This window comes from Actinomyces acetigenes (assembly GCF_031296635.1).
GTDB lineage: Bacteria > Actinomycetota > Actinomycetes > Actinomycetales > Actinomycetaceae > Actinomyces > Actinomyces acetigenes.
In genome coordinates this window covers 108,648-133,559 of sequence record NZ_JASPFC010000006.1, presented here as the reverse complement: position 1 = coordinate 133,559, position 24,912 = coordinate 108,648, and the positions used below count along the sequence as shown (strand labels likewise).

At 68.2% G+C, this 24,912-nt stretch carries 21 protein-coding genes; 14 read left to right on the top strand and 7 right to left on the bottom strand.

What is annotated here, in order from left to right:
- Window positions 1-538 precede the first annotated feature (538 nt).
- The 5 genes from RIV14_RS04020 to RIV14_RS04000 form a co-directional block, all read right to left on the bottom strand.
- Window positions 539-2,224 carry an ABC-2 family transporter permease gene (locus RIV14_RS04020; RefSeq protein WP_081381848.1) on the bottom strand — a complete coding sequence of 562 codons (1,686 nt, stop codon included), beginning with the start codon at window positions 2,222-2,224 and terminating at the stop codon, window positions 539-541.
- The gene (locus RIV14_RS04015; protein ID WP_075372538.1) at window positions 2,221-3,012 is read right to left on the bottom strand and encodes an ABC transporter ATP-binding protein; all 792 of its coding nucleotides are present in this window, start codon (window positions 3,010-3,012) and stop codon (window positions 2,221-2,223) included. The genes RIV14_RS04020 and RIV14_RS04015 overlap by 4 nt, the downstream gene beginning before the upstream one ends.
- Window positions 3,013-3,110: 98 nt before the next feature.
- Entirely contained in the window at window positions 3,111-3,866 is a 756-nt protein-coding gene (locus RIV14_RS04010) for a response regulator (RefSeq protein ID WP_075372539.1), read from the bottom strand.
- The gene (locus RIV14_RS04005) at window positions 3,863-5,251 is read right to left on the bottom strand and encodes a sensor histidine kinase (RefSeq protein ID WP_075372540.1); all 1,389 of its coding nucleotides are present in this window, start codon (window positions 5,249-5,251) and stop codon (window positions 3,863-3,865) included. The genes RIV14_RS04010 and RIV14_RS04005 overlap by 4 nt, the downstream gene beginning before the upstream one ends.
- On the bottom strand, window positions 5,244-6,416 hold the full coding sequence (locus RIV14_RS04000; RefSeq protein WP_075372541.1) for a DUF3866 family protein: 1,173 nt from the start codon (window positions 6,414-6,416) through the stop codon (window positions 5,244-5,246). The genes RIV14_RS04005 and RIV14_RS04000 overlap by 8 nt, the downstream gene beginning before the upstream one ends.
- A gap of 68 nt (window positions 6,417-6,484) precedes the next feature.
- Here RIV14_RS04000 and RIV14_RS03995 point away from each other — a divergent pair, with 68 nt between their 5' ends.
- The 9 genes from RIV14_RS03995 (at window position 6,485) to RIV14_RS03955 (ending at window position 17,356) form a co-directional block, all read left to right on the top strand.
- Entirely contained in the window at window positions 6,485-7,522 is a 1,038-nt protein-coding gene (locus RIV14_RS03995; protein ID WP_256699295.1) for a helix-turn-helix transcriptional regulator, read from the top strand.
- 2 nt (window positions 7,523-7,524) lie between these two features.
- A complete protein-coding gene (locus RIV14_RS03990; protein WP_075372619.1) occupies window positions 7,525-8,541 on the top strand; it encodes a helix-turn-helix transcriptional regulator in 1,017 nt (338 codons plus the stop codon).
- A gap of 111 nt (window positions 8,542-8,652) precedes the next feature.
- Window positions 8,653-8,913 (top strand): Sec-independent protein translocase subunit TatA, encoded by a 261-nt coding sequence (gene tatA / locus RIV14_RS03985; protein WP_070658983.1) that lies wholly within the window; start codon window positions 8,653-8,655, stop codon window positions 8,911-8,913.
- 45 nt (window positions 8,914-8,958) lie between these two features.
- A complete protein-coding gene (gene tatC / locus RIV14_RS03980; RefSeq protein ID WP_075372542.1) occupies window positions 8,959-9,780 on the top strand; it encodes a twin-arginine translocase subunit TatC in 822 nt (273 codons plus the stop codon).
- Window positions 9,781-9,829: 49 nt separating this feature from the next.
- The gene (locus tag RIV14_RS03975) at window positions 9,830-10,801 is read left to right on the top strand and encodes a diacylglycerol/lipid kinase family protein (protein WP_075372543.1); all 972 of its coding nucleotides are present in this window, start codon (window positions 9,830-9,832) and stop codon (window positions 10,799-10,801) included.
- A gap of 21 nt (window positions 10,802-10,822) precedes the next feature.
- Entirely contained in the window at window positions 10,823-13,765 is a 2,943-nt protein-coding gene (locus RIV14_RS03970; RefSeq protein WP_309324890.1) for a DEAD/DEAH box helicase, read from the top strand.
- Window positions 13,766-13,823: 58 nt separating this feature from the next.
- Window positions 13,824-14,741: a DUF808 domain-containing protein gene (locus RIV14_RS03965; RefSeq protein ID WP_075372545.1), complete on the top strand. Its 918-nt coding sequence runs from the start codon at window positions 13,824-13,826 to the stop codon at window positions 14,739-14,741.
- 70 nt (window positions 14,742-14,811) lie between these two features.
- Window positions 14,812-16,449, top strand: coding sequence for an apolipoprotein N-acyltransferase (gene lnt, locus RIV14_RS03960; protein ID WP_081379585.1), 1,638 nt, complete (start codon window positions 14,812-14,814; stop codon window positions 16,447-16,449).
- Window positions 16,450-16,516: 67 nt separating this feature from the next.
- Window positions 16,517-17,356: a polyprenol monophosphomannose synthase gene (locus tag RIV14_RS03955; RefSeq protein WP_075372546.1), complete on the top strand. Its 840-nt coding sequence runs from the start codon at window positions 16,517-16,519 to the stop codon at window positions 17,354-17,356.
- An 8-nt stretch (window positions 17,357-17,364) separates the two neighbouring features.
- Here the strand turns inward: RIV14_RS03955 and RIV14_RS03950 are convergent, their stop codons facing one another.
- Window positions 17,365-17,724, bottom strand: coding sequence for an RNA polymerase-binding protein RbpA (locus RIV14_RS03950; protein WP_070658976.1), 360 nt, complete (start codon window positions 17,722-17,724; stop codon window positions 17,365-17,367).
- Window positions 17,725-18,334: 610 nt separating this feature from the next.
- Between RIV14_RS03950 and RIV14_RS03945 the strand changes: the two genes are divergently transcribed.
- A complete protein-coding gene (locus tag RIV14_RS03945; RefSeq protein ID WP_070658975.1) occupies window positions 18,335-19,456 on the top strand; it encodes a 6-phosphofructokinase in 1,122 nt (373 codons plus the stop codon).
- A 31-nt stretch (window positions 19,457-19,487) separates the two neighbouring features.
- Here RIV14_RS03945 and RIV14_RS03940 read toward each other — a convergent pair whose 3' ends face one another.
- The gene (locus tag RIV14_RS03940; protein WP_075372547.1) at window positions 19,488-20,759 is read right to left on the bottom strand and encodes a GNAT family N-acetyltransferase; all 1,272 of its coding nucleotides are present in this window, start codon (window positions 20,757-20,759) and stop codon (window positions 19,488-19,490) included.
- A gap of 421 nt (window positions 20,760-21,180) precedes the next feature.
- Here RIV14_RS03940 and RIV14_RS03935 point away from each other — a divergent pair, with 421 nt between their 5' ends.
- The 4 genes from RIV14_RS03935 (at window position 21,181) to RIV14_RS03920 (ending at window position 24,850) form a co-directional block, all read left to right on the top strand.
- Window positions 21,181-22,293: an ABC transporter permease gene (locus RIV14_RS03935; RefSeq protein WP_075372548.1), complete on the top strand. Its 1,113-nt coding sequence runs from the start codon at window positions 21,181-21,183 to the stop codon at window positions 22,291-22,293.
- Window positions 22,290-23,039 (top strand): ABC transporter ATP-binding protein, encoded by a 750-nt coding sequence (locus RIV14_RS03930; protein ID WP_075372549.1) that lies wholly within the window; start codon window positions 22,290-22,292, stop codon window positions 23,037-23,039. Before RIV14_RS03935 ends, RIV14_RS03930 begins: the two co-directional genes overlap by 4 nt.
- Before the next feature lie 44 nt (window positions 23,040-23,083).
- The gene (locus RIV14_RS03925; protein WP_075372550.1) at window positions 23,084-23,707 is read left to right on the top strand and encodes an SGNH/GDSL hydrolase family protein; all 624 of its coding nucleotides are present in this window, start codon (window positions 23,084-23,086) and stop codon (window positions 23,705-23,707) included.
- Window positions 23,708-23,818: 111 nt separating this feature from the next.
- A complete protein-coding gene (locus RIV14_RS03920) occupies window positions 23,819-24,850 on the top strand; it encodes a LacI family DNA-binding transcriptional regulator (protein WP_075372551.1) in 1,032 nt (343 codons plus the stop codon).
- Window positions 24,851-24,912 lie beyond the last annotated feature (62 nt).

The following is a 24,912-nucleotide window of genomic DNA, read 5'->3' as shown; positions in this document are numbered from 1 at the left end:
CCCGCTCTGCGAGCGCGGTGTCACTGTGGGCGACTATTTAGACGCACACCTGGCCGACGACCATCACACCCGGCCACGAATACGCAGGCCAGAGCCATACAGGCACGGGCACACCAGCCAATGGACGCCCTAAAAGTCGCCAAACGTGACACCCAGACCCCACAGTCGACCGCCGAGCCCCACTCAGCCCGCCCCACCCCTGGTACACGCGTTCGTAGGGTAGACCGCCGGTTCGTACCCCTAACCCCCGAACACGCGGGCTAACCTACGAACGCACCAGCTATGACATGGACGGCAGGGGCTTGGGAAATTGAGTGGGCGGTGGCGCGCACTGCCCCGGACACCTCTCGGAGGTCAGCTGGATCCCGGCCGTCCACCGCACTTCACATCCGAGCACCTCAGCTCACGCGATGTGAGTAATCATCATGACACTGACGCATGATCCCCTACGGCATATCCCCGCGCTCAGGGGCAAGCCCCATCTTCGCAGCCGACACGTTCCTCCCCACCATCCATGCATCCCAATCAGCAACCCCACTCAGTTCCGAATGGCGGCGCGCCTGGCTCCTACGACCGCTGTCCCCATCGCCACTGACCCGATGAGCAAGCTGAGGCCGACGATCATCAGCCAGCGTCCCGGGAATTGGTGAGCGACGCTCATCCAGCCCCAGGGCGCCAGCCGCCACAACCAGGTGGCCGCCATGACGTCGTTACCGCCGATGAGCAGCCCTATGACGACCAGGATGATGTTGAGGACGATCGCCACGACGATCCGGGTACTCAGAGCCACCGCCAGGCTGACAGCCGCGATCATGAATGCCACGGCCGGCATCACCATGAGCCCGTAGACCGGGCCGGTCACTGCCGGCAGGTTCGGGTCGGTGCGGGTCAGAGTGTCGCCCAGGACCGTCACGATCCAGGAGACGACCAGGACCGGGATGAGGAAGAGAGCGCTGAGAACCGTCGTCGAAACCAGAATCCCGCATGCCCCCCGACGAGTGATGAGGGTGCGCCAGGCCGGCTGGAGACGCCCCCACACCGTGATGCCGGTGATGGCCGCGGCGACAGGCACACCAACGAGCTCGAGGAGGATCTGACCATAGTCTGGCGGGTAAGCGACGCGGATAGCCCCCAGGCAGGCAAGCAGCAGGGCCGCCAGGACTACCCACACGATCCAGGGCAGCACGCCGGCCATTGCCAGCACGGTACTGCGCGTCCCAGGAATACGGGCCATACGGGTGGCGGGCGTGGCGCGGAACGCCGGGGTACCGCGGGGCGGCAACAGCGGAGCCTGCGCCAAGGCCTGATCCGAGCCGGCCCCCGGTAGCACGCCGTCATCGAGGTCCCTGCCGGGAAGTAGCCGGCTGAGCCAGGAAACCGACAAAGTCGAGGACCCGGCGCCACCGGGAGCGCCGCAGAGAAAGGCCAGTCCGACGCCGATCAGGGTCAGGCCGGTCGTCAGCAGGAACCCGGGCAGGATCGGGTAGCCCCATACCGGCGAGCCCTCCTCAAGCAGGACAGAGTTGCCGTGCACGCCCAGCAGGGGCAACGGGACCCTCGCCGTCCAAGCCCACGGGAACATCCACCAGTCGCTCCGTTCGGACTGGACCACGCCCGCCACGGACCAGACGAAGCCGAGGATAGGGACGACCCCTACGGAAACAACTCGCAGCACGTGGAAGGCTGCCATGCCCCAAGCGCAGGCGCCGGTGACGACGATCCACATGTAGGTAGCGAACAGCAAGTACCGGTCCCAAGGACCCCAGCCGTTGCCGACGATCAGGGCGTGCCCCACCACCGGGGCGACCAGCGCCACCTGGCAGACCAGCGCGGACAGGCTCAGGACCACGAGGCGGGCACCCGCCACCCGGCGCGGCGCGACGGCACGCCACGCCGTCCCACCCTGACGCCACCGCTGCTCACGCCACTGAGCCATCGCCCCGGTCAACAGCCCCAGAGGCACCGCGAAGCCCCCGGCATACATGTGCATCCATGCCAGAGCATTGCCGTTCCACTGGAGCTCCGTAACCACTCCTGAGGAGATTGAGGCATTCGCCAGGATGATGGTGTGAACGGTGAAGATGAGAGTCGCCCCGATGACACCCCAGGTGAAGGTGCGCCGACTGCGGGTGAGCTCGGCGCGCACCAGGTCCCACAGGCCTACTCTCACCTCTGCCTTCCCCTGCGCCTTCACCCGGGTCTGCGGCCGCACAACGGTGCTCATGCGCGCACCTCCGTCCCGGCGGGGCGTCCGCTTCCGGTGACCGCCGCAAGAAATGCCGCCTCCATGGCCCGCTCATCGTCGGCGTCAGCGAAGTCGGCCAGCGGCCCCTCGTAGACGAGTCGTCCGGTTGCCAGGGCCCCGATGTCGTCACTCATGCGGGCGATCTCGCCGAGCTGGTGGCTGGAGACGACGACGGTGCGGCCCTCGTCGGCCAGGTTCCGCACAAGATCGCGCAGCTCGATGATGCCCTGAGGATCCAGCCCGTTCTGGGGCTCGTCGAGGATGAGGACCTCCGGGTCGGTCAGAAGCGCCATGGCCAGCGACAGGCGCACCTTCATACCCGTGGAGAAGGAGCCGGCGCGCTTCCTACCGACTCCGGCCAGCCCTACGCGCTCCAGGAGCGGGTCGATCGTCGCCGGTGAGGTACCGGTCAGACGGCAGTGGACGAGCAGGTTGCGCCGCGCAGACAGCTGGGGGAAAAGGGCGGGACCGTTAATGGAGGCCCCCACCCGGGCCAGGCTGTGACGGGAGAACGGAGCCCCCTGGATCTCCACACGACCGGCGTCGGGTGTGAGCAGCCCCAGGGCGATATTGAAGGCGGTCGACTTGCCCGCCCCGTTGAGACCGAGCAGCCCGTACACGCGACCGGGATAGGCCGACAGGTCGAGGCCGGAGAGCACCTGCTGGCGGCCGAAGGACTTCGATACCCCCGTCAGTCTCAGCCCGGGGGTGTGACCGGCGCCGTGGGCGGGGGAGGAGGGAGGTGATGCTGTTGCGGTGGCTGTCATGGCCCCATACTCGTGCGCACCGGTACCTCAACGAATCCCCACCAGGGATACAGTCCGTACCCGCTCCCACAACCCCGTCTCCTCCCTGGGGAGGAGAGCTACCGCGGCTGGACGAGCCCAGTGGTCAGCGCGTAGATGACGAGCTCGACCCGGTTGCGGCAGCCCGTCTTGCCCAGGATCATCTTGACATGGGACTTGACCGTCGACTCAGCGACATGGAGCCGCTCACCGATCCGGGCGTTACTCAGCCCCTGGCACACCAACGCGAGTACGGCGTCCTCCCGACCGGTGAGCGCCTCATAAGGCCCCGACGGCGCCCCCACAACGGGCACGGCCCCATCGGCCGGTGCCGACGGTGAGGCCGACGACTGCGGGGCACCGGGTCCGCCACCTGCATCAAGGTGCGCCAGAACGGTACCGGTGACAGCCGGATCCAGCCAGGACCCTCCGCCGGCAACGACGCGGATCGCCTCCAGCAGCGTCGTCGGCTCGGCGTCCTTGAGGAGGAATCCGTGGGCGCCGGCGCCCAGCGCCGCCAGGACAAGATCCTCATCATCAAAAGTGGTCAGAACCAGGACCCGCAAGGAGGCAGTGGCCGGCGTGGCACGCAGCTCACGAATAGCACTGACCCCGTCCAGGACCGGCATCCGCAGATCCATGAGCACCAGATCGGCCCCTCCGTGGGGACCGGTGGCCAGAGCGGTCAAGCCCTCGATGACCTGACGCCCGTTGACGGCCTCCAGGACCACCTCCATATCGGGCTGTGCAGCCACGAGAGCGCTGAAGGCGCTGACCAGCAGCGGCTGATCGTCGACAACAGCCACCCTGATCGCACCGGTCGTCCTGGTCGTCATCTGCAGTCTCCTGATTCTGTCTCGCCGGCCATCGTGGCGTTCGCGGGCAGCTCGAGCGGCGCCACAGGGAAGTCGACGTCGATGGTGAAGATGCTGTGGTCCTTGTCGTTGTGGACGCCGTGAGCCATGGTTCCGCCCACGAGCCTGAGTCGCTCCTCGAGGCCGACGAGCCCGCTACCACCGAAGGGGGAGTGCTCTGCGACGTCCGGCACCGGGTTGGCGACGTGAAGGTGGCAGGAGTCCTGCGACAGTGTCAGGCTCAGCTCGATCTGGCCGGTTCCGTGCCTGACGGCATTGGTGAGGGTCTCTCCTACCAGACGCACGAGGGTGAGGCGTTGTATCGCCGACCACGCCGAGTTGCACCGCTCCAGGACCTCCGGTTCGGGAAGCACGGCGCTGATCCGGCTCCCCGAGCTGCGAGTGGTCTCGATGAGGGCCGGGATGGTCCGTAGGTCCGCCAAGGGAGTGATCTCGCCGGCGTCGGAGCGCAGCACGGAGACGAGCTGGCGCACGGAGGTCAGGGAGACATCGGCCGTGTCACGCACCGTGGTCAGGGTGCTGCGCAGCCGTTCCTCGCCGCCCAGGGCCAGGCCGGTGGCGGCCTGCACCTTGATCGTGGTGAGGCTGTGGCCCACGAGGTCGTGGAGCTCTCGGGCCAGGCTGAGGCGCTCGGCCGCAACCGCCTGGGCCGCGGCGATGCCGACGTCGAGGGCCTGACTCTCGGCGATCCGGCGCCGGGAGGAGGCCAGCAGGTAGGTGAGTACCACGGCACCGACGAAGACCAGGCTGGAGAGTGCTCTGACCAGGAGGATGGTTCCGTCCCAGCCGGAGCCTGTCGTCGGGTCGGCGTCTGATTCGTAGGGCGGGGTGTAGGAGGCGAGGGTAACGGGGTTGACCAGGGCGCCGGCCAGAGCCAGCAGGAGTGCCGCCGTGCCCCAGCGCCGGTCGGGCTCCCAGCGGGTGACGGTGTAGAGACTGGTGATGGCCGTGGCGATGATCGGGTTGAGGCCGAGGTTGACGGGGGAGAGGACCACGAGGATCGCGTAGGCCGCCAGCAGGGCGTAGGTCGCGATGAAGGAGGCACGTAGAAAACGCAGCCTGCTGAACTGCGCCAGCGCCAACGCCAGACACAGGGCGAAGTCCGCAACATAGATGGCATAGCCGCCGAAGCGCACGATGAAGGTGACCGACTCCAGTGCGAAGGCGAGGAAGACGATCCCCAGGGCGAGATCCACGACCGGGATCGAGTAGCGTGCCCAGCGGCCTCTTCGCCCCGGCACCATGCGATGACGGGCCTGCCAGTCGTAGGCCGCTGACAGACTCCCTGTCGTCGGCAGAACCGCGCTGCGGGCCGTCGCGCCCGGTTGGCCGTCTCGATCAGCCATGTTCCGTCTCCGTGTCCAGGATCCGGCGCGTGTGGCGACCGGCCGCCGCTGCGGCGATGAAAGCGGCCGCGTCCTCATCCAAACCTCGTCGCATGGTGGACAGCCTCACCCCGGTCTCCGCCTCCGCCTCCCGCAGCAGCTCCAGGAGCCCGTCAGCGGGGACCTCGACGAGTCGGTGCTGCTCGGCGCCCGGCCGGGGTGCGCACAGGGTCTCGGCCTCCTGACGCACCTGCACCCCCAGCGGCCCCTCCAGGTCGGGGACGACGACGTCGGCCCCCGCCAGCGCTACCCGCCCGTACGCCGTCATCGAGTGGTGGGACACGCCCCGGTGGCGGGCGCGGGCATCGGCCTGGGAGACACGTAGGCAGGCCACCGGGTGTCCACCCAGCGTGGCGATGGCGTTGATCGCGTCCCCGCAGGCCACCCCGGAGAAGCCCCAGGGCGTCTCGGTGCCCAGGTTCCCGGGCCCCTGGATGACGACGGCGGCGTCGGCGTGCAGGACGTGTCGGGCTGCCAGGAGCGCGTTGTGGACGCTGACCGCCTCAATGTCACCGCCCCAGGCCTGACCGGCCGTGATGGTTCCGACCAGCCACCCAGCCTGGCTCAGGGAGGCGACGACTCGTGAGTAGACCAGGGGCAGTGCCCCGCCGTCGGTCATGATGTAGACGACGCGCGGTTGCTCCTCACCGCTGGGGGAGCGCAGCCCGGCGAGCACCGCCGGCAGGCTCGAGTGCAGGTCGGCCACCACCACCGGCATCCCCTCCAGGTCGAGGCTGCCGATCGGCTGGGACAGCAGGCCGTGGTGGGCAGTGGCCTGCTCGTCGACACCGGTGACCATGACCTGGTCCGGCATGTAGCGGGCCTTGACGAGGTGCCCCTCACGCGGCGGGTCGGTGGGCAGGACGTCCAGGCGAGCGCTGACCATGGCGTGCCCACCCGTGCCCAGGGCGCGGTCGAGGGCCGAGACCTCCAGCCTCACCCGCTCCCCGGCGTCGGGCAGCCCGGTGAGGGCCTCGTAGGCGACCGCACGGACCCGCTGGCCGGGCAGCAGGCCGCCCGCACCGCTCGGAGCCCCGACGATCTCCACGTCCAGCTCGGCGCAGGATCGCCCCGCGGCTCCCCATGCCGCCCTGGTCCCGGTCACTACGCCGTCGCGCCACATCATGGCGGCAGACTATCTGGGCGCGCGCGTCACCAGCCGCAGGCCACCGGACTCTCCTAGGCTGGGGCACCGTGAGCCAGCCGACCCGTAGCACCGAGGAGCGCCTGGTGAGCCTCCTGCTCACCTTGCGCAACACCACCACCGGTCTCAGTGCCGAGGAGCTCGTGGCCAGCGTGCCGGGATACGGCTCGGCGGGCCCCTCCACCAACCCGGTCTCGGCGCGCCGCAAGTTCGAGCGGGACAAGGACACGCTGCGCGAGCTCGGCATCGAGGTGACCGCCACCGGACGCCCCGAGGAGCCCCGCTACCGGATCATTGAGGAGAACTACACCCTGCCCCCGCTGCACCTGAGCGCCGAGCAGGCCGCCTGCCTGAGCCTGGCCGCCTCCGCCTGGCGCGACGGCGACCTTCCCGCCACGGCCCGGCGGGCCCTGACCAAGCTGCGCGCCGTCAGTGAGGAACCGACCGGGGGCAGCTCCGCCAGCCTGCCGGCCCTCACCGCGGACCTGTCCGGCGACGAGATCCCCGAGGAGCTCATCACCGCGGTCGACGAGCGCCGCCTGGTCACCTTCGACTACGTCTCCGCCCGCTCGGGCAGCACCCGGGCCCGCACTGTCGAGCCGCACCACCTGCGCCTGGCCGAGGGCGCCTGGTACCTCGACGCCGTCGAGCCCACAGGCACCCACAGCCCAGACGACAGCAGGGAACCGGAGGGTCCGGCAGGAGCCCCCGCCAGGTTGCTGACCTTCCGCCTGGCCCGCATCACCGGGTCAGTCACCGTCCACGGGAGCCCGAAAGCCTTCACCCGGCTTCCCGCCCAGGTCCCCAGCCGCCGGCGCGCGCTGCTCGCCGCCCTTCCGGGGCGGGCTCTGGGACTGCGTCTGGCCGGAGCCCACCTCGATCCGGATCAGCCCCCTCCGGCCGACCTGCCTGCGCACCTGGAGGGCCGTGATCTCATCGCCGTCGAGTACGAGGATCCCTTCTCCTTCGCCGGAACCGTCGCCGCTCTTGGCGACGCCGTCGTCGTCCTCGCCCCCGACTCCTTGCGCCAGGCGGTCCTGTCCCACCTGCGAGGCGCCGCCCGGCTCACGGCACCGGAGGGGGAGTGACCATGGCGCGCGCATCCGCCTCCGACCAGCTCACGCGGCTGCTCGCCCTGCCCGCCTGGGTCGCGGAGCACCCCGGCGTGACTCTCACGGAGGCCGCCAAGCACTTCGGCGTCACCCCCGCCGTCATTGAGCGCGACGTCAACACACTGTGGGTCTCCGGTTTGCCCGGTGGCATGCACGGGGACCTCGTGGACTTCGACGCCGCGGACTTCGAGGCCGGGCGCCTGCGCCTGGCCGAACCCCTGGGGCTGGACCGCCCGGTCCGCCTCACCCGGCAGGAGGCGATCTCTCTGCTCATGGCACTCAGGGTGCTCGCCGACCTCCTGGCCGACGACGAAGCCTCCGCACCCGTGATCGCCTCCACCCAGCAGGCGGTGACCGCCCTGCTCAGCTCAGGCGCCTCCGCCGATGGCACCAACGCGCACGTCGATCCTGGAACCGTCACCCCCATCGCCCCGGACCCCGCGCACACCGGAAGTTCCAGCCATACGTCCCGGATCCTGGCCGCCGTGCGCTCCGCTCTGCGCGACAGGCGCCGCCTCCACCTGGTCTATGTCTCCGCCACCGACACCCCCTCGGAGCGAGACGTCGATCCCATCACGCTGGAAAGTGATGGATCACATATGACGCTGGTGGGCTGGTGCCTCAGCGCCAAGGCCGAGCGCAGCTTCCGCCTGGACCGGATCACGTCAGTCACGCTGCTCGATACCCCTTCTGTGCGGCACCGCGCCTCACGCAGAAGGAACCAGCCCAAGGCCGACCACTGCGCGGGGACCAGGCCTCGCGCCACGCTGGTTCTGCAGCCGACGGGCCGCTGGCTCGCCGAGCAGGTCCCGTGCCTCTCCCAGGAGGAGACCGCGGACGGCCACCTCAGGGTCGTCGTCGAGGGACGCGACCGCGCCTGGCTCATCGGCCTGGTCCTCTCCGCGGGGCGTCATCTCATTGCGGTGGAGCCCCCGGATCTTGCCCAGGAGGCCGCAACAGCAGCCACACAGGCTCTGGCCGCATATCACTGCTGAACCCTGCCCCGTCCGCCTTGGGGAGAACCATGAGGACCCTCGTTCTGAGGCGTCCGCCCGGGAGGCTACACTCAGCCCGTATCGATAGCCCCTACCACAAGGAGCAGCGCCGTGAACCTCTTTAAGCCGTCGCACATCATCTTCCTGCTCATCGTCGTCATCCTGCTGTTCGGCTACAGGAAGCTGCCTGACATCGCCCGCAGCGTGGGTCAGTCCATGAAGGTCTTCAAGAAGGAGGTCAAGGAGCTGCGCGACGACGACTCCAAGGACTCCCAGGCTCAGATTCAGCAGCCGCAGGAGGGCACTTACTACACCGAGCCCACCCAGTCCGGCCAGACCGCTCAGAGCACCGAGGGCTCATCCCAGAAGTGATGTTATCCGGCGAGAGCCGGTGACCTGCAGAAGAAGGAGGCCGCGGTGCCCAAGCTCCCTCAGATCAAGCGATCGAGGCGCAAGGACAACCCCGAGGCGCGCATGTCCATCGGGGACCACCTGCGCGAGCTGCGCCAACGTCTCTTCGTCTCCGCCGCGGGCGTCATGGTGATGACGGTCGTCGGTTACCTGGTCTACGAGCGAGCCTTCGCTCTCATCACCCGGCCCATCGAGCAGGCCAATGCCAAGGGCGCGCATCTCACCTTGAACTTCGACACGATTCTGGCCTCCTTCGACATGAAGCTCGAGGTGTCGATCTGGCTCGGTATTCTGTTCTCCTCCCCGCTGTGGATATACGAGTTCTGGGCCTTCGTCGGACCGGGCATGACCCGCAAGGAGAAGGCCTACACCTGGGCCTATGGCACGGCCGGTCTGTTCCTCTTCCTGGCCGGTGCGGCTCTGGGGATCTGGGTGATGCCGCACGCGGTGGCCATCCTCACCAGCTTCATCCCTAACGGCCCCACCGCCGGAGTGATCGGGGCGAATCTCTACCTGTCCTTCATCATGAGGATGGTCCTCGCCTTCGGCATCGCCTTCCTCCTGCCCGAGGTCCTCGTCGCCCTCAATATGCTCGGGCTCATGCAGGGAAAGACCATGCTCAAGGGCTGGCGCTGGGCCATTGTGGGTATCGTCACCTTCATGGCCATTGTCAACCCGATGCCGGATCCCTGGTCCATGATCTTCATGTCCGTTCCCATTGCCGGCCTGTACTTCCTGGCCTGCTTCATCTCCATCAGGCATGACAAACGGGTGGAGAGAAAGCGCGCCCAGCTCGACGCCGAGCTCGAGGCCGCCCTGGCCGAGTAGCCAGGCGCAGCTGCTCATATTCGCCTGGCTTGTCTTTGCTCTTCCTTCTATGCGTATCGCTCTGCTGTCCAACCCCACCTCGGGTAGAGGCCGTCACGCGGCCGCCGACGATATTGCCCTCCGGGCTCTCACCGAGGCCGGCCATGAGGTCCTTCATGTCCGTGGCAGCTCCTACGAGCAGACGCGTCGCGCAGGACGGACCCTCCTGGGCGACGGGCCGCACCGGAACATTGAGGCACTGGTCGTCGTCGGCGGGGACGGCATGGTTCACCTGGGGGTAGACATCGTCGCCACGACGGGCGTGCCTCTGGGCATCGTAGCCACCGGCACCGGCAATGACATCGCCAGGCACTTCAATCTGCCCAGCCGGGATGCGGAGGCCTCCGCCCGCCTCATCAACCAGGCGCTGTCCGGTGAGGGAGCAATCACGGCGGTGGACGCGATCTACGCCTCACGCCCCGACGGCACCCTGCTCGCCCCGCAGCGTCGCTGGTCCCTGGCCGTGGTCAGCGCCGGGGTGGACGCCGCCGTCAACGCCCGCGCCAACACCCTTTCCTGGCCCGCCCGTGAGGGACGCTACGTACGCGCCTTCACCGCCGAGCTCGCGACGCTGGCACCCTACGGCTACCGGGTCACCACCGATGAAGGCACCTGGGAGGGGCCAGCGCTCCTGCTGGCGGCGGCCAACACCCGTTACATTGGCGGCGGCATGGACCTGGCGCCCCAGGCCGACCCCACCGATGGTCTGCTGGAGGTGCTGCGCCTGGATCCCGTGGGCCGCACCCACCTGCTCACCCTCTTCCGCCGGCTCTTCCGCGGCACACACCTGACTGACCCGGCCGTCCACGTGGAGCGCAGCCGCACCGTCACCATTGAGGCGCTCGCTGAGCGAACCGGCCGTGACCGGGGCCTGCGCCCACCACCTCACCCCTTCGCCGATGGCGAGCCGCTGGCCGAGCTGCCCCTGCGCCTTGAAGCCGTCCCTGACGCCGTCCGGCTGCTCCTACCGGCTCAGGGCTGATCCGGCCCGTAGGGTGTTGCCATGAGCTCACCAGCAGAGCGCTATGCCGCATCTCGACGTCGACAGGCTGCCTCCAGCAGTGAGCTCGCCCAATTCGCCCAGGGCTATGACTTTCCCCTCGACCCCTTCCAGGAGGAGGCCTGCGGCGCCGTCGAGAGAGGAGAGGGCGTCCTGGTAGCCGCCCCGACGGGCGCCGGCAAGACGGTGGTGGGGGAGTTCGCCGTGCACCTGGGCCTGGCCCGGGGACTCAAGGCCTTCTACACCGCCCCCATCAAGGCGCTGAGCAACCAGAAGTACCTGGATCTCGTGGCCCGGCACGGTCAGGAGCGGGTGGGGCTGCTGACCGGTGACACCTCCGTCAACCCTCACGCGGACGTGGTGGTCATGACCACCGAGGTGCTGCGCAACATGCTCTACTCGGGCTCGCGAGACCTGGACCGACTGGGCTTCGTGGTCATGGACGAGGTCCACTACCTGGCCGACCGCTTCCGCGGGCCGGTGTGGGAGGAGGTCATCATCCACCTGCCCGCCGAGGTCCAGGTGATCTCCCTGTCCGCCACGGTCTCCAACGCCGAGGAGTTCGGCGACTGGCTCGGCCAGGTGCGCGGCAGGACCGCCGTCGTCGTCTCCGAGGAGCGCCCCGTCCCGCTGACTCAGCACATGATGGTCGGTCGCCGGCTGCTGCCGTTGTACTCCCACCACCCCGCGGATACGGCTGAACAGTCCGAGCAGACCGAGCTGGAGCGGCAGGCGGGGCAGACGGGGCAGCCCCCGCTCAACCCCGAGCTGCTCAAGGCCGTCAAGCAGGCCCGGCGTGCCGCCGCCTCCGGTGGCGCATCAAAGAACGGCTACCGCGGCCGCGGTGGTGGTTCGGCCCGAGGGCCGCAGCCCTGGAAGCGCTCCGCCCGAGGCGGACGAGCGCCTCGCCGCGGCGAGGGGGGAGCCCGCACGGCCAGGTTGAAGCCGCCCTCGCGACTGCAGGTCGTCACGGCCCTGGAGGGGGCCCGCCTGCTGCCCGCGATCGTCTTCGTCTTCTCCCGGGCGGGCTGCGAGCAGGCCGTCCACCAGGTGGTCAGCGCCGGGGTGGACCTGACCACCGAGGCCGAGGCGGCACGGATCCGGGAGGTCATCGAGCGACGTACCGCTGACATCCCCGCCGGCGACCTGGGAGTCCTCGGCTTCCACTTCTGGGCCCACGCCCTGGAGCGTGGTGTTGCGGCCCACCACGCGGGGCTGCTGCCGGTGTTCAAGGAGACGGTGGAGGAGCTCTTCAGTGCGGGCCTGGTCAAGGTCGTCTACGCCACCGAGACCCTGGCGCTGGGCATCAACATGCCTGCCCGTACCGTCGTCCTGGAGTCGCTGCGCAAGTGGAACGGCTCGGCCCACGTCACCCTCAGCCCGGGGGAGTACACCCAGCTGATGGGGCGGGCCGGGCGCCGCGGCATCGACGTGGAGGGCCACGCCGTCGTGCTGGCGGCCGACGACGTCGAGCCGGCCACGGTCTCCTCACTGGCCTCCCGGCGCACCTACCCGCTGGTCTCCGCCTTCCGCCCGACCTACAACATGGCCGTCAACCTGCTCGAGCGCATGTCGCGGACGCGGGTGCGTGAGGTGCTCGAGCAGTCCTTCGCCCAGTTCCAGGCCGACCGCGGCGTCGTGGAGCTGGCCGCTCAGGCTCGCCGCAAGCGCCGCAGCCTGGAGGGCCTGGAGAAGGACATGACGTGCCGTCTGGGCGACTTCCGCGAGTACGCCTCCCTGCGCCAGGCCATTGCCGACGCCGAGGCGGACCTGTCGCGGGACAAGTCCGCCTCGCGCCGCAGCGAGACGGGGCGGACCATGAGCTCACTGGGACGCGGTGACGTCATCGTCTTCCGCAAGGGTCGACGCCGCCGCCACGGCATCGTCCTTCAGGTCGGTGCCGACCGGACCGGGAACCCGACCGTCACGGTGCTGGGGGAGGACTCCCGGGTCGTCGCCCTGACCCCTGACACGGCGCCGGACGGCGTCATGCGCGTGGGCGTCCTGCGAGTGGCGGACTCGGTGGACCCGCACCGGCCCCGGGACCGGGACCGGCTCGTTCAGCGCCTGGTCGACGCTCTACGTGCCGGGGACCTGGAGGGCGGCAAGCGCACACGCACCCGCTCCAGCCGCGCGCAGGCCCGCCGGGACAGCGCGATCGAGAATCTCGAGCGTCTGCGCCACGAGATGCGCTCCCACCCCTGCCACGGGTGCCCCGACCGCGAGGAGCACGCCCGGGTGGGCCGCAAGTGGTCCAGGGCCCAGGCCGAGGCCGAGCGCCTCCAACGGCGCATCGAGACTCGCACCGGCACCATCGCGCGCCTCTTCGATGCCGTCTGCGAGGTCCTGCTCGAGCTGGGTTATTTGCGTCCTGTGGACCGGGGGCACCCGGAGCGTGAGCTGCGGGTCACCGGCGTAGGCAAGGTGCTGGCCAGGATCTACGCCGAGCGGGATCTGCTCATCGCCGAGTGCCTGCGCACGGGAGTCTTCGAGGATCTCAGCGCCGCAGAGCTGGCCGGTGCGTTGAGCGCCTGCGTCTACGAGCCGCGACTGAGCGCCCAGGCGATCGGGCTGCCCGTGGCGCCCGCATCCAGGCTCGGCCAGTGCCTGCGCGCACAGCTGGGGGTCTCGCACCGGATCCACGACCTGGAGTCCCTTGCCCGCATCGAGGCCTCCTCGGGGGCAGAGCCTGCGCTGGCCGGTGCCGTCCAGGCCTGGTGCGACGGAGCGCAGCTGGCGGACATCCTGGATGCCACTGAGCTGACGGCCGGGGACTTCGTGCGCTGGTGCAAGCAGCTGCTCGACGTCGTCGGCCAGATCGCGAGTCTCTCACCGCCACCGGATGCCGCCCCTGAGCAGGCCAGGGCGGTCACCGACCTGTCGATGCGCGCCGCCGAGGCCTCTCTGGATCTCAATAGGGGAGTGGTGAGCTGGTCCGCCGTGTGACGCTGGGACTAGTACTCTCGTTCCAGCCGATACTCCGGACGACAGGACTCATGCCCTTATGTCAGGCTTCTTCGCCCTCCTCGACGACATCGCCACGCTCGCCAAGCTGACGCTGTCCACCGTTGACGACACGGCCTCCATGGCCGTCAAGGCCTCAGCGAAGGTCTCGGCGGCTGCTGTCGACGACGTCGCCACCACGCCCCAGTACGTCACCGGCATCACTCCGGACCGTGAGCTGCCGATCATCAAGAAGATCACGCTGGGCTCGCTGCGCAACAAGCTCCTCATCATTCTGCCGATCGGCCTGCTGCTGACGGCCGTGGCGCCGTGGCTCCTGCCGGTGGCGCTCGTCATCGGCGGCACCTACCTGTGCTTCGAGGGCGGGGAGAAGATCCTGGAGCGCTTCGGCGGCGCTGCTCACGCCAAAGAGGAGACCGGCCCGGTCGACGAGGCCCAGATCGTCCGTCAGGCCGTGACCACGGACTTCGTCCTGTCCACCGAGATCATGCTGCTGGCCCTGGCCGAGGTGGAGGGGGAGTCCTCCATGCGGCGCATCATCGTCCTGGTCCTCATCGCCCTGCTCATCACCTTCGCCGTCTACGGCCTGGTGGCGGCCCTCATCAAGCTCGACGACGCCGGGGCGCACCTGGCAGGCCACGGCCGCACCGGCACCATCCGCTCGCTGGGCCGCGCGATTGTGACGTCTGCGCCGGCGCTCTTCCGCGGTATCGGGATCGTCGGGACCGTGGCGATGCTGTGGGTGGGCGGCCATATCCTAGCAGTCAACCTCGCCAAGGTCGGTTTCCACCCGCTGCACCACGCCATCGAGTGGGCCGAGGAGCTCACCCACAACCCGGTCCTGTCCTGGATCACTGGAACGGCTATGTCCTGCCTCATCGGAGCCGGCATCGGCTCCCTGCTGGCCCTGGCCTGGCAGCCTGTGCATCACGCTCTGGCCCGCCGCCACAAAGGTTAACAATCAAGTTACCCGTATGCTTCACCGCGTGACAGTGCCCTCCCGCTTGCCCTCCAGGCTGCGTACTCGGCTGCTTTCTCGATCCCCCCTCTGGCTTCACCGATCAGTGCCCGCAGCGGTGGCGCTGCTGGCGGGCGTAGCCACCTACGCCGCCTTCCCCCCGATGAACCTGTGGTGGTCGGCCCTCATCGGGGTCGGGGCCTTCATGCTCCTCATCAGCGGCCGCCGCTTCTGGGCGGGCACCGGTCTGGGACTGCTCTACGGCCTCGGCCTGTTCACTCCTCTGCTGCACTTCACGATGGTGGGCATGGGCAACCCGATCGGCTGGATCGCGCTGACGCTCTTCGAGTCCCTCTTCCTGGCCGGACTCGGCGGGGCCTGGTCCCTGGTGAGCCGCCTGCCACTGCTCCAGGGGACTGCCCAGGGAAGGCGGCTCACGCGGCACGTACCTGCCGGCGCGGCCGGCGTGCTCTTCTTCGCCGTGCTGTGGTCCGGGGTCGAGGAGCTGCGCTCGGTGTGGCCGCTGGGCGGCTTCCCCTTCGGGCGCCTGGCCTTCGCCATGGCGGATGCCCCCATCCTGCCGGCGGCGGCCTATGTCGGCAGCGCCGGGGTGGGGCTGCTGGTGGCACTGGCGGCCGCATGCATCGCTCACGCGGCTCGATCCGTCTATGAGCGCCGCGCCATGCCGGTCCTCGTCTGCGCAGTGCTCGCTGCGGCTGTGCTCATTGCGCCGAGGACGCTGCCACTGCAGACGCGCGCTGAGAACGGCACCGTCCGTATCGGAGCCGTGCAGGGCAATGTGGCCACAGACTTCGAGGACGCCTTCAACCGGGCCCTGGAGGTGACCAGCAACCACACCACGGCGACGAAGCAGCTGGCCGCCGACGTCGGCCCCGGCAGCCTCGACATGGTCATCTGGCCGGAGAACTCCGCGGACCTGGACCCTCGCGACTACCCGGCATCGGCGACCATTGTCGATGAGGCCGCCCAGGCGGTCCAGGCGCCGGTGCTCGTGGGCGCGGTTCCTGTTGTCGGCGACATCCGCTACAACGACATCCTCATCTGGAATCCCGGAGACGTCTCCGGGAAGACGGCTCATCCCTACTACCGCAAGCACCGGCCCGTGCCCTTCGCGGAGTACATTCCCTCCCGTTCCCTGGTGCGGCGCCTGACCACTCAGGTGGACCGGGTCGGCATCGACATGCTGCCCGGTACCGGCCCCAGCACATTGACGGTTCCGGCCGTCACCCAGGGGCGGAACGTCACCTTCGCCATGGGCATCTGTTTCGAGGCCGCTTACGACGACTCCCTGCGCGCCGGTGTCGCACAGGGAGGGCAGGCGATCATCATCCCGACGAACAACGCCTCCTTCCTCGACTCCGGCGAGGCCGCCCAGCAGCTCGCCCAGGGGCGCGTTCAGGCGGTGGTCCACGGCCGCAGCGTCATCCAGGCCTCCACCGTCGGCTACACCGCCATCATCAACCCCCGTGGTGAGGTCGAGCAGATCACCCGGCCCTACACCCAGGCGAGCCTCGTGGCCGATATCCCGCTGCGCAGCTCACGCACCGTCGCCGACCGGCTCGGTGCCGCCCCCGGATTCATCCTCCTCGCCGGTGCGGGTCTACTGGTGGGAGCCGGTATCCTGAGCCGGCTGCGCCCAGGACGAAAAGCAGTGGCTGCGTCTGGGAATCGCAGGCGTCGCCGCTGATCTCAGATAACCTCAGGGCGCCGCCACTAGCCTCGGCGCAACACCACCCCCAACCTTGGAGACAGAAGTGAAGGCACTCGTCGTCATCCCCACCTACAACGAGATCGAGTCCCTGCCCACGGCACTGGACCGGGTCCGCGAGCACGCTCCCGAGGCAGACATTCTCGTCGTCGACGACGGTTCCCCCGACGGTACCGGGGACTACGCCGACACCCGCGCGCACGAGGACTCCCACATCCATGTCCTGCACCGTTCGGAGAAGAACGGGCTGGGCCCGGCCTACCTCGCCGGGTTCTCCTGGGCACTGGCCGCCGGCTACGAGCTCATCGTGGAGATGGATGCCGACGGCTCCCACCGCGCCGAGGACCTGGCCCTGCTCATTCAGCGCGCCGAGATGGCCGACGAGCCGGACCTCGTCATCGGCTCACGATGGGTCTCCGGCGGCGCCACCGAGGGCTGGGACGCCAAGCGCGTGGCCTTGTCCAAGGTTGGGAACCTCTACATCAACGCCATGCTGGGTCTGCGCGTCAAGGACGCCACCGCAGGCTTCCGGGTCTTCCGTGCCTCGATCCTGCGTCGCATGGACCTCGGGAAGGTCGAGGCCCTCGGCTACGGGTTCCAGGTCAACATGACCAAGTTGGTTGACGAGATCGGCGGTCGCATCGTGGAGATGCCGATCACCTTCTTAGAGCGGGAGGCCGGACAGTCCAAGCTCTCCGGGGGAATCTTCACCGAGGAGCTGTCCCTCGTGACCCGTTGGGGAGTGGCCAAGCGCTCCGGCCAGCTGCTCGATGCGGCCAAGCTCGCCGGGAGCAGGCTGCGCGCCGCCCGCGACAGGCGCCGCCGGGCCACTGCCGGGTACCGGCAGCAGCGCCCGACTGGCTCATCTCGCCAGAAGCGCTCCTAACGGCCCCGTCAGCCGCTGACCCGCTCGCGGTAGACCTCACCGCTGCGCAGCGCCTCGAGGCGCTCATTAAGGAGAACCTCGAGCTCATCGACACTGCGGCGCTCCAGGAGCATGTCCCAGTGGGTGCGCGGGGTCTTCTTGGGCTCGTCGGGCTCAGGCTCGTCCTCACCGCGCCGGGCGGCGAGCTGGCCGCACTCGGGGCACTCCCAGGTGGGAGGCACCTCTGCCTCGGTGGACATCGGGATCCTGGTGACGTGCGCCATCGGGCACTCGTAGCTGATGATCATCCGCTCGGCGAACTCGACGCCGTCCTCCGACTCCATCGACTTCGCGCCAATGGTCATGCCTCGCAGTGCGCGGTCTGCCATGCTTCTGGTCTCCTTATGGCTCGTCTCTCGTAATGTCCCGGCTGACAAAGCGCACGGCTCCTGCGCAGCCTCCAGGGCACCTACGTCAACACCGGGGGAGGGCTCGGTGTTCCCGTTGGGTTACCACTGGGTTCTCCCGGTATCGACGCGATCAGGGTAATGATGATACCGGTTGGCGTCTAACGCGACGTCGTCTGCCCGTTTCAGCGAAGAACTGTGCCGTCTCATGACTTCTGAGAGTTTCGGATGTCATGACATCTGAGACACTGGTTGGGTGGCTTGCCGGGGGACCGTGCGGTACGCACCACGCCTAACCAGTTCAGCCCCGGCCTCCGGGCTCGCCCTTGGGTGAGCGCCTCGCGTTCGTAGGGTAGGTCGCGAGTTCGTACCCTGAACCCCCGAACGCGAGGCATAAGGTACGAACGCGACGCCGGCCTACGCGGCCGACTGCGCCGCCAAGACACCACACCAAAAGACTTGACACTCACATGTCTCTCAAGTGAGGAGACAGCACAGTTTCAGCGAAGAACCTTCTGTCAGCATCGCCAGAATCTCCGGAACAGGCGCCTACAGCCTGTGCGGGCCGGCAAGGAACGGCATACTTGGTTCCATGGCTCAGCGCATCGGCATTCTCACGGCGGGCGGCGACGCCCCGGGACTCAACGCAGCGATCCGAGGCTTCGGAAAGGCGGCGATCCAGGAGCACGGCTGGGAGCTCATCGGCTTCCGGGACGGTATGCGCGGCCTGGCCGAGAACCGCTTCACCGAGCTCGACCCCGCCGCCCTGTCCGGGATCCTCACCACCGGCGGAACCATGCTGGGAACCAGCCGGGACAAGGTGCATCGCATGATGGTGGACGGCGAGCCCCGTGACATGGTGCCCACCATCGTGGACAACTGCGAGAAGGACGGGATCGACGCCCTGGTCTGCCTCGGCGGGGGCGGAACCGCGAAGAACGCCAAACGCCTCATGGATGCGGGTCTCAACGTCATCCACCTGCCCAAGACCATTGACAACGACATCGTCCACACCGACTCCTCCTTCGGTTTCGCCACTGCCCTAGAGATCGCCACGGAAGCCGTGGACCGCTTGCACTCGACGGCGCACTCCCACCACCGCATCATCCTCACCGAGATCATGGGGCACCGGGCCGGCTGGCTGGCCCTGGGCGCGGGCATCGCCGGTGGGGCGGACGTCATTCTGCTGCCAGAGATTCCATACTCGGTGGACGCGATCGCGGACAAGATCGAGCGACGCCGCTCCCACGGGTCGTCCTTCTCCGTGGTGGCCGTGGCCGAGGGGGCATTGTCAGTGACGGATCACGCCGAGCTGGAGCACGCCCGTGCCCTGGTCAAGGACGCCTCCAGTCCCGAGCGCAAGGCGATGGCCAAGCGGGGCGTCAAGCGTCTGGAGGCCTCCCACCGCGCCAACACCTTCACCTTGGCCGAGCAGCTGGAGAGTCTGACCGGGCTGGAGGCGCGCGTGTCCATCCTGGGGTACGTCCAGCGTGGCGGTTCACCCTGCGGCGCGGATCGCCTCCTGGGTACGCGCCTGGGCGTAGCCGGGGCCAACGCGATCGCCGAGGGCCGCTACGGGGTCATGGTGGCCGACCGCGGTCAGGGCACGGAGCTGGTACCACTCAAGGATGTGGCCGGACGCACCAAGTTCGTTCCGGCCGATCACGAGTGGATTCAGGCCGCTCGCGCGGTGGGGACGGCGCTGGGGGACTGAGAGCCCAGTCTGCGGCGGGCGGCTGTGCGCCTCAACGGGCCAGGAGCGGCCCGGGAATCCAGGCGGTCTCTCCCGGCTCCACACCGGCCGAAGCGTCTCCGGAGACGATAACGTCGGCGCGCCGCCAGGGACGGTCCTTGGCGAAGAAGAGGCGCTCGCCGGCCATCCACCAGTGCCAGAAACGCACCGACTCCTCGGCGTCGCCGTTGACTCCCTCAGCGATGTCCCGCTTGATGCCGCGGCGCTCGGCTACGTCGTCGCTGGTCTGGACCCACACGTGTGCGTCAATGAGGCTGCGGACTGCCGCCAGGCCGGCCCCGGTTCCCTCGACGAAAACCACGGGGGAGCCGGCCGGGATCCGGATGGAGCCCTCGCGTCCGTGCTCGCGCCACTTGTCCGGGACAAGGTCGAGGCTGCCGGCCTGACGCAGCCGGGTCAGGGTATCGACGTACAGCTGGTCCCAGTCGTAGAGCGGCTCGTTCCAGATGAGGTCATCCAGGTGGAGGACCTGCGCGCCAGGGACGGCCGCGGTCAGCGCCGTGGTGAGCGTGGTCTTGCCCGAACCGCCTCTCCCGTCGACCGCGACGATCGCCGGCCGCCCCTGCGGGGCTCCGACAAGGCTCAGCAGGTGCGCAACGAGCTCATCGGTGGCGCTGACCTGCCACCGAGTGACGGCGGGTTCCTCGGGCTGCAGCTCGATGGACTGGTCGGCGTTGACCCATCGGGGGCTCTCTCCGTCGGCGGGCTTGTTCTGGTGACAGCACATGGTGAGTCCTTTCAGGCAACGGCTCATGAGGGTCAGGTCGAGGATCTGACCATGCTTCTCGCCGGCCTGTGGGACAGTGCCGACAGTGGTGAAACCATAGCGCGCGTGCAGGTGCACCGAGGTCGCGTTACCCGCCTCGATCAGGGCGATCATGGTACGGTCCCCGGCCCGCCGTGAGGCCTCGATGAGGGCGGCGAGGAGCCTGGCTCCCAGCCCTTTCCCTTGAGCCGACGGGCTGAGGTAGATCGAGTCCTCGACTGTGCGGGCGTAGCCCTCGTAGGAGCGCCAGGGACCGGCCACCGCGAACCCGACGACGTCCTGCGGCCTGCCGCTGACGTGGGCGACGAGAGCCGTTCCACGCTGCACCATGGGGGCCAGCCAGGTCTTGGCCTCAACGGAGTTCTGCTCGATGCTGGTCCAGATGGCCAGGGACTCCCGCACGGCGGCGTTGCGGATCCGGCGGATAGCGGAGCAGTCCACCATGGTCGCCGGACGGATCTGGTAGGTCTGTGCCGTTGTGGTCTCGCGTGAGGGCATGTTCGTTCACCTGCTCGATGTACCGGGCGAGGTACTGTCCCGTCGGCGTACTTCGGTCCGTCACCATCTGCGTCAGTGTTCCGGTGAACACGACACGGCCGCAGTCCACGAGGCGGCCCAGGAGCGTCCCTGGTTCAGGTGATGTTGCCGGACGTCGCCGACCGGATGGCGAGGACATGATGCCGTGCGCGTTCCTCAGCAGAACAAGCCCCACTCATTCAACGCCGATAATGTACATTATGTCATTCTTGCTGGAGCGACCCTCTCCCGCGACACGCCGCAGGACTTGGGCGTCCTGCCTGGTCGCCGCCCCGCGACGGCCACTACCCCTGAACCGTCCGCCGTGCGAGCCCCAAGCGGCATGTACCCTCTCACGGAGCGCGCCAGCCGGCCCGCTGCTGATTTTCCCTTAGGGAGCCCAATGTTCCTCGCGCTGCGCGAGATCCGGCACGAACCCGCCCGCTTCACGCTCATCATCTCCGTCATTACCTTGGTGGCTTACCTCACATTTTTCTTGGCTTCGTTAGCCGTGGGCCTCGCCCATCGCTACCGCGCCGGCATCGACGGCTGGAACTCCGCCAGCGTCGCCGTCACGGACGCCTCTAACGAGAACCTCTCCGCCTCACGCTTGAGCGACAAGCAGCTGAGCGCGGCCACGGACCTGGCCAAGGACAACGGGACCACGGCCTCTGCCCTGATGAGCACGGCCGCTGTTGCCCAGGTACCTGATGTCAAGGACGAGGACGGCGGGGCCTTGCGAGAAGACATCTTCGCCTTCGGAATCGATCTGGACGGACAGCTCAGTCCACCAGTGGCCGACGGACGGGCGATCTCCGCCCCCGATAGCGAGGTCCTCGTCGACGACTCACTGAAGGCCAAGGGACTCGCAGTCGGTGACACGCTCCGGCTGCTGGGCTCCGACCACGACTGGACCATCGTCGGCTTCACCCATGACACCACCTTCCAGGCGGCGCCCGTCGTGACCGTGGACAGCCAGGCCCTGAGCCAGCACTGCCCCGCCAGCCTGTCCCCGGCCGTCTCCGCCGTCGTCTTCACCTCCGACCTGACCACCAACAGCAAGGCCACACAGTCCGCCAAGGACGCGGGACTGACGATCCTCACCACCGAGGAGCTCGTTCGCACGCTCCCCGGCTACTCGGCCCAGGTCCTCACCTTCAGCCTCATGATCGGCTCACTGATCATCATCGCCTCCACGGTGCTGGGCATCTTTATCTACGTGTTGACGCTGCAGAAGAGGCCGGTACTGGGCATCCTCAAAGCCCGCGGCGTTCCCACCAGCTATCTCATCCGCTCCGGATGTGCCCAGACCCTCGTGCTGTCGGTCGTCGGCATCGGCGTCGGCCTACTTCTGACGATAGTGACGTCCCTGTTCCTCCCCCGCGCCGTGCCCTTCAGGATTTCCGCTCCGCTGGACCTTCTCATCGTCACGGCATTCATCGTCATCTCCGTCATCGGAGGCTTCATCTCCGTACGGGTCATCTCCCGCATCGACCCCGTGGAGGCCATCTCATGACCGCATCAGCAGCAGCGAGCGAAGCGACAACCCCCGTCATGTCCCTGGAGTCAGTGACCCGGAACTACCGTCAGGGCGATGAGATCGTTCATGCCCTGCGTAGCACTGACCTTGAGCTGCGTGCTGGTGAGCTGGTGGGAATCCTGGGCCCTTCCGGCTCAGGGAAGTCCACGCTCCTGACCATCATGGGCGGCCTGCGCACTCCCTCCAGCGGCACCGTGACAATCTCCGGTCAGCCCTTCTCCGACCTGTCGGAGAAGCAGCGGGCCAGGCTCCGACTTCGGCGCATCGGCTTCGTCCTCCAGGCCTCGGGGCTGGTCCCCTTCCTGAGGCTCAACGACCAGTTCGGCCTGCACGACCGAGCGGCACGATCGAAGGGCGACACTGACAGACGGGACCATCTGCTGGACTCGCTCGGTATCACGAAGCGCGCCCACGCCTATCCCTCCGAGCTGTCCGGGGGCGAGCGTCAGCGCGCTGCCATCGCGGTGGCGCTCTACCACGACCCAGACATCATCCTGGCCGACGAGCCCACCGCCTCTCTGGATACTCGACGGGCGCAGGACGTCGCTCATCTGCTCGCCGACCAGACCCACGAGCTGGGCAAGGCCACGGTGATGGTCACTCATGACGAGCGGCTGCTTCCCGTATGCGACCGGGTACTGGTCATGCACGACGGCGTCCTGACGGAGCAGCACATGGCCAAGGATGACGAAAGCCAGAGCGACTCGCAAGATGACCGCTGAGCTGCCCTGGTTCCCTCCAGCCTGGAGAACTACAGTCGGTAGCCGTGTCCACGATCCCGCACTCCGACCACTTCCCCGTTGCCGTCTTCCTTGGTGATTCCATCACCACCGGCTGGCGAGCCCTGAGCCATCCCCGCAATCGCTGGACCTCTCTGGTGTGCGAGCACCAGCGGTGGCGGGAAGTGAACCTGGCGGCGGACGGTCTGGGTTTCTTCGCACGACGCGGGGGCCACCTGCCCGGCGGGCAGCGCTCGCCGTCGTGCCGTGACACCACCTGGCTCGAAGCGGTTCTGCGTTGCGAGCCCGACATCGTCACGATCAGCCTGGGCCTGAACGACGCCGCCTTCCTCCCCTCTCAGCGTGAGCTGGTCGAACAGGCGATCGACCACGACCTCAGCTTCGTCGCCACACGCCTGCGGGGTGCGCCGGTTGTCATCGCCCCCTACTTCCCCTCACTGGAGGCCGGCCCACGCTTCCAAGCCGTCCGCCGCCTCGTTCATGAGAGGGCCACCTCCCTGGGTCTGACCTCGACCGACGCCTTGAGCACGGCCATCAACGGTGATGAGGACCGGCTGGCCATCGACCAGATCCACCCCGACGACGCCGGACACGCCCAGATGGCCCGCGCCATGATCTCCTTCTACGCTGAAATCCTGCCCGACACGTAACACTTCCAACCACGTTTACGCAGGTCAGTTGGGTAATGGCCCCCTCGAGGCATATGCTTGGCGGCAGATCGCACTCACCGTGACCGACTGAAGGAGCTCGAGGACCCACTCGTGGAGTCACACCGCGAACCCACACTGGCCGATGTCGCTCAGGCTGCAGGCGTCTCACTGACCACAGTCTCCCGCGTGCTCAACAACCGCGGTTACCTCTCCCAAGAGACACGGGAGCGGGTGGCTGAGGCGATTGCGCAGCTCAACTACCGCCCCAATCAGATCGCCCGAGCACTGCACGGCAAGTCGACGCATTCGATCGGCCTGATCGTCCCCACCGTCGCCCTGCCCTTCTTCGGCGAGCTGACCGAGCACGTCGAGGACTTCCTCGCAGAGCGCGGCTACAGGACCTTCGTCTGCAACTCCATGGGCAAGGCGGATCGGGAACGCGAATACCTCGACCTTCTCGTCTCCCACCGGGTCGATGGCATCATCTCCAGCGCCCACAATGACGGCCTGGCCGACTACAGCTCGATCCGCCTGCCCCTGGTCAGTGTGGATCGGGACCTCTCCCCCATCGTCCCCAATGTCCGCTGCGACAACGAGGCCGGCGGTCGGCTCGCCGCCGAGCACCTGCTCAAGCGGGGGGCGCGCCGCCCGGCCCTGCTGACTTCTCGCACGGGAACCCACAACCTGCGGGAGAAGGGCTACCGCCAGGTGCTCCAGCGGGCGGGTATCGAGCCGGTGGTCCTGACCGTCGACTTCAACACACCCAATAGTGAGCGCCCCGGCCTCATTCGCGAACGGCTCAACCTCGTGGCCGACGACGTCGACGCGGTCTTCGCCACCGACGATCTGGCTGCCGCGCAAGTGATGGAGTGGGCGGCCCAGCGTGACCTGAGGATTCCGGACGACTTCAAGGTGATCGGCTTCGACGGAACGGTCGCCATGCAGCACGCCCTGCCAGCGCTGACCACGATCCAGCAACCCATTACCAAGCTGGCACGGGCAGCGGTCGACCTGCTCCTGAACCGGATCGAGTCGACGACGGCCGTCTCCTCGGAGAGCACGCCGTCGGGCGGTCCCAGGATGAAGGACCTGCAAACTCCCTCCCCCATGCCGGTGAAGCTGCTGCCCGGCCGTACCGCCTAGTGATCCGTTGACGATACTCGGGGCCCCGACCTGGATGGTCGAGGCCCCGAGTATCTGTGTCA

Coding starts and splice junctions, on each gene's coding strand:
- RIV14_RS04020 (WP_081381848.1), bottom strand. CDS start 2,224: ATGAGCACCGTTGTGCGGCCGCAGACCCGGGTGAAGGCGCAGGGGAAG.
- RIV14_RS04015 (WP_075372538.1), bottom strand. CDS start 3,012: ATGACAGCCACCGCAACAGCATCACCTCCCTCCTCCCCCGCCCACGGC.
- RIV14_RS04010 (WP_075372539.1), bottom strand. CDS start 3,866: ATGACGACCAGGACGACCGGTGCGATCAGGGTGGCTGTTGTCGACGAT.
- RIV14_RS04005 (WP_075372540.1), bottom strand. CDS start 5,251: ATGGCTGATCGAGACGGCCAACCGGGCGCGACGGCCCGCAGCGCGGTT.
- RIV14_RS04000 (WP_075372541.1), bottom strand. CDS start 6,416: ATGATGTGGCGCGACGGCGTAGTGACCGGGACCAGGGCGGCATGGGGA.
- RIV14_RS03990 (WP_075372619.1), top strand. CDS start 7,525: ATGGCGCGCGCATCCGCCTCCGACCAGCTCACGCGGCTGCTCGCCCTG.
- RIV14_RS03975 (WP_075372543.1), top strand. CDS start 9,830: ATGCGTATCGCTCTGCTGTCCAACCCCACCTCGGGTAGAGGCCGTCAC.
- RIV14_RS03970 (WP_309324890.1), top strand. CDS start 10,823: ATGAGCTCACCAGCAGAGCGCTATGCCGCATCTCGACGTCGACAGGCT.
- RIV14_RS03965 (WP_075372545.1), top strand. CDS start 13,824: ATGTCAGGCTTCTTCGCCCTCCTCGACGACATCGCCACGCTCGCCAAG.
- RIV14_RS03950 (WP_070658976.1), bottom strand. CDS start 17,724: ATGGCAGACCGCGCACTGCGAGGCATGACCATTGGCGCGAAGTCGATG.
- RIV14_RS03945 (WP_070658975.1), top strand. CDS start 18,335: ATGGCTCAGCGCATCGGCATTCTCACGGCGGGCGGCGACGCCCCGGGA.
- RIV14_RS03940 (WP_075372547.1), bottom strand. CDS start 20,759: ATGCCCTCACGCGAGACCACAACGGCACAGACCTACCAGATCCGTCCG.
- RIV14_RS03935 (WP_075372548.1), top strand. CDS start 21,181: ATGTTCCTCGCGCTGCGCGAGATCCGGCACGAACCCGCCCGCTTCACG.
- RIV14_RS03930 (WP_075372549.1), top strand. CDS start 22,290: ATGACCGCATCAGCAGCAGCGAGCGAAGCGACAACCCCCGTCATGTCC.